The organism is Robertmurraya sp. (assembly GCF_036676585.1).
In the GTDB taxonomy this organism is placed as follows: domain Bacteria; phylum Bacillota; class Bacilli; order Bacillales; family Cytobacillaceae; genus Robertmurraya_A.
The window spans coordinates 1-4,227 of the sequence record NZ_JAKFCQ010000201.1 but is presented as its reverse complement, the minus strand read 5'-3'; the positions used below and the strand labels follow the sequence as shown (position 1 = coordinate 4,227).

The window sequence follows — 4,227 nt, the reverse complement described above, 5'->3', positions numbered from 1 at the left end:
CTTGCTCTCCTTGCATAAAAAACCTCTCCAAGTGGAGAGGTTTTCCTTATTTGCTAAGCGACTCGATGATAGTACCTGCGATTTCTTTGTAGATTTGACCTAGCTTATGGTCTTCGTGATATACAGAAGGAGCGAAGTCGTCTTCATTCCAATCAGGCTGACCAAGAGGTAACTTGCCAAGCACTTTCGTTTGAAGCTCATCAGCAAGCTTCTCTCCTCCACCCTGGCCGAACACATATTCCTTTTCCCCAGTCAGCTTACTTTCAAAGTAAGACATATTTTCAACTACACCTAAAATTTCATGATCTGTTTTAAGTGCCATGGCACCCGCTCTCGCAGCAACAAACGCAGCTGTTGGATGCGGAGTTGTAACAATAACCTCTTTACAAGCCGGAAGCATACTATGTACATCAAGAGCTACGTCGCCAGTTCCAGGAGGCAAGTCTAGTAGTAAATAATCTAAATCTCCCCATTCTACTTCATTGAAAAAGCTGTTCAGCATTTTTCCAAGCATCGGTCCTCGCCAGATGATAGGAGAGTTATCTTCAACAAAAAAGCCCATGGAGATGACTTTTACACCGAAGCGTTCGACTGGTATAATTTTTTCGCCACGTACAGCTGGACGCTTCGTAATGCCCATCATATCCGGTACACTAAAGCCATAAATATCCGCATCCACTAGCCCAACTTTTTTCCCTAATCTAGCTAATGAAACAGCAAGATTCACAGACACTGTCGATTTCCCTACTCCACCTTTTCCACTCGCGATGGCAATAAAGGTTGTCTTACTTCCAGGTGATAAAAGACCTTGTGATTCATCCTCCTGAGTAGAACGGAACTTTTCAAGTGTCTCTTGTGGAAGTTCAGAAAAACGGATTCCGACTGACTCTGCACCCGCTCCCTTTAATAGGTTTACTATTTTCATCTGTAACTGTAGCTGCTCTGCTGTTCCTGTTTTTGCAATTCCTATTTTAACACTTACATGTTTTTTCTCTTCTTTAATTTTTACTTCTTCAATGGCATTTAACTCTTCTAATGTCTTATGTAAAAATGGTTCTTCAATACTTTGTAGAAGTTCAATCACTTTTGCTTCTGTTAACAACTTTTACACCGCCTTTTTGAATTCGTTTGCATTTCTTATTATAACATAATCTTCTGTATATACAGTTAACTGCATCACACTCATATATAAGAAAAAAGAAGGTGGCATATATTTCACCTTCTTACTCCGCTTCAACTAGTTCATTTTCATTTGAGAAGTATCTAAGCATTCCTTTATAGATGGAAGCTGCTACCTTCTCTTGATATTCCTCGGTCTTTAACAACTGCTTTTCAGTAGGATTTGATAAAAAGCCAACCTCCACTAATACTCCTGGTTTCTTTGCATTTTTCAAGATATACACAGAGCTTAACGGTTTTGCTTTTCGATCTGTATTTTCAAGATTGATTCGGAGCTCGTCCTGAATGAACTTTGCAGCCTTAGCGTTTTCCTTTAGTTGTGGTGCATAAAATGTCTGTGCGCCACTCCATTTCTGGGAAGGAATCGAATTTAAATGGACACTAACAAAAAAGTTTGCTTCCGATTCATTAATCATGGCTAAACGCTTTTTTAAATCCTCTACTTTTCTCCTGCTGTATCCTCTAGTTCCATCCTCAGCTAAGTCCTTATCTTCCTCTCTAGTCATAATAACTAAAGCACCTTGCTCTTGAAGATAGTCTCTTAATTTCTTCGATACACTTAATGCAATATCCTTTTCAAGAGCACCTTCTTCACCAGCTCCTCCATCAGGTCCACCATGGCCAGGATCGAGCAAGATGATCTGTCCTGAAAGTGGAAGACTCCAGGAATTCCATGATTCTTTTGTTTTAAAGTAATCGTACTGAAGAATAAAAAATAAAATAACTAGTCCAACAGTAAAAGCAATGATTTTAGCTCTTTTGCTCATCTCTATGCGTCAGTCCTTCCCATCCGTCCAATATTCAATTTAATATATGGGACAAGATGGGATAATAGAACCTTCAGTTAATGAAGCCTTAATTTATGTCTTCTTTCTCCAGTACGAAAGCCTTCATGCCACCAACTTTCTACATACTGCTCACATAAGTAAAAAAGGGACTCACTATAGATGCCTTCCGTTCCCTTTCCCCAATAAAGGAGAAAATTATACAGTGTATCAATTAAATGCTTTTCCTCTTTATGACATCGGTCCTTAATACTCTCTACTGACTCTCCATAAAACCCGAATTTACTAAAGTGAGCACCTAGAAGATAAGCTTCAATTGCTACATCATAACAAGCCTCTTCTATGCCTGATTGTGTCATTAAATTAGCTGTTATGCGAGATGAACCAAAATATTGTTTGACTCTTTCCTTTAACGTTTTTAGTGAGATTTCTCTTAAGACTGATTTCTCATATTTCAACTGTTTTTCACGTTTTTTATCTTTAAAGGTTGTAATTACATTCACTGCATCGTCACCCCTTTCGATTATTCTTTAACGACGAAAAGAGAGACATACAAATTTGCTACTGATTTCACCTTCCAATTTTTTGGTTAATTTTCCTACACATGTATGGATAAATTTTTACAAGGAATTAAAATAGATGAAATAAACGTAAGCAGGAATATTCTCCAATGCCTAGAATTTGTTACCATGCAGGAAAAATTTAGATAAGGTGGGTTATTAGTATGAACCAACTTGAAATTGATGCACTTGAAATATTAGATCGAATAACAGATGGTTTCTTCTCGGTTGATACAAACTGGAACTTCACCTACATTAACTCCGAAGCAGCACGATTACTTTTCCGGAATCGAGAAGATCTTCTTGGTAAAAACATTTGGTTTGAATTCCCTGAGGCAGTTAATTTAGCTTTCTACGATCAGTACCAGAAATCTGTACATGAACAAGTACCAGTAACATTTAGCTCTTTTTTCCCTCCACTAAATACTTGGTTCGATGTAAGAGCCTATCCATCACCCAATGGTCTTTCTGTGTACTTTTTAGATGTTACAGCAGAAAAGAAAGCTGCTTCCAAAAAACAGCAACATTATAAATCCCTATTTGAACAAAATCCTGACGCTGTATTCTCTTTTGATTTAAAAGGAAATTACCTTAGTGTAAACTCAGCTATGGAGCGCTTGCTAGGCTATACAGAAAAAGAATTTCTCCAATTAACTTATCTCCCCCTTGTTGAAGAAGCAGAATTACAAAGAACCAGAAATCACTATGAAAAGGCAGCAACAGGATACACTCAACATTACGAAACAAAGGCTTTACATAAAGATGGACGAGTTATTCATGTGAGTGTTACAAACATCCCAATTGTAGTTGATAATGAGGTAGTGGGTGTATATGGGATCGCCAAGGATATCACGGATCAGAAGGCCACCGAGCTACAACTTATTAAGTCGGAGAAGCTATCGGCAGTTGGTCAGCTCTCTGCATCGATCGCACATGAAATACGCAACCCACTTACCGCTCTTAAGGGTTTTCTCCAAATCATGAGGTCATCTGCCCCAAGCAAAGAAATATGCTATTACGAAATCATGGCGGATGAGATTGCACGAATAGAACAGATTACTGGTGAGTTACTAATGGTGGCTAAACCTCAAGTTCAGCATTTTCATTATGAGAACCTAACAGACATCTTTCATGATGTGACGACACTACTCGGCTCACAAGCACTAATGAATCGAGTAAACATTCATGTTACTTCTGGAGATATCCCCCTAGTGTACTGTGTTGCCAACCAATTAAAACAAGTATTCATTAATCTAATAAAGAATGCGATTGAATCCATGCCATCAGGAGGAGATATTCATGTGTTTTTAGGAAGCTCTCATAACGGGCAAGTTTATATAAAAGTTACGGACGAAGGCTGTGGCATTCCGGAAGATTTACTTAATAATATCGGCATTCCATTTTATACAACAAAACAAAAAGGAACAGGTTTAGGTATGATGACGAGCTTTAAAATTATAGAGTCACATGCGGGAACAATGGAAATAACAAGTAAAGAAGCGGAAGGAACGATAGTTAAGATCACTTTACCTGTTCATTTTGTAGAGTAAACATATATATAATAGAGAGGAGGTGTTTTTCTTATTAAAACAAAAAGACCCCCAACCATTGGTTGAGAGTCCTTGATAAGCGTAAAATTAACGCTTTGAGAACTGAGGTGCACGACGAGCGCCTTTAAGACCGTATTTTTTACGTTCTTTCAT

The 4,227-nt window shown here is 38.1% G+C and carries 5 protein-coding genes; 1 reads left to right on the top strand and 4 read right to left on the bottom strand.

Annotation, left to right across the window (positions count from 1 at the left end):
* Window positions 1-46 precede the first annotated feature (46 nt).
* The 3 genes from ACGLXV_RS24390 to ACGLXV_RS24380 all read right to left on the bottom strand — a co-directional run bounded on the left by ACGLXV_RS24390 (window position 47) and on the right by ACGLXV_RS24380 (window position 2,467).
* Window positions 47-1,102 (bottom strand): Mrp/NBP35 family ATP-binding protein, encoded by a 1,056-nt coding sequence (locus ACGLXV_RS24390; RefSeq protein ID WP_119706292.1) that lies wholly within the window; start codon window positions 1,100-1,102, stop codon window positions 47-49.
* Window positions 1,103-1,223: 121 nt separating this feature from the next.
* Window positions 1,224-1,946 (bottom strand): N-acetylmuramoyl-L-alanine amidase CwlD, encoded by a 723-nt coding sequence (gene cwlD, locus ACGLXV_RS24385; protein ID WP_119706291.1) that lies wholly within the window; start codon window positions 1,944-1,946, stop codon window positions 1,224-1,226.
* 77 nt (window positions 1,947-2,023) lie between these two features.
* Entirely contained in the window at window positions 2,024-2,467 is a 444-nt protein-coding gene (locus ACGLXV_RS24380) for a YbaK family protein (RefSeq protein ID WP_119706290.1), read from the bottom strand.
* A gap of 221 nt (window positions 2,468-2,688) precedes the next feature.
* On the opposite strand from ACGLXV_RS24380, the gene ACGLXV_RS24375 reads away from it, so the two are divergent.
* Window positions 2,689-4,074 carry a PAS domain-containing sensor histidine kinase gene (locus ACGLXV_RS24375; protein WP_119706289.1) on the top strand — a complete coding sequence of 462 codons (1,386 nt, stop codon included), beginning with the start codon at window positions 2,689-2,691 and terminating at the stop codon, window positions 4,072-4,074.
* Window positions 4,075-4,161: 87 nt separating this feature from the next.
* Here the strand turns inward: ACGLXV_RS24375 and rpsI are convergent.
* Window positions 4,162-4,227, bottom strand: a 66-nt coding sequence (gene rpsI, locus ACGLXV_RS24370) for a 30S ribosomal protein S9 (RefSeq protein ID WP_003265349.1), incomplete at its 5' end; no start/stop codon positions are given.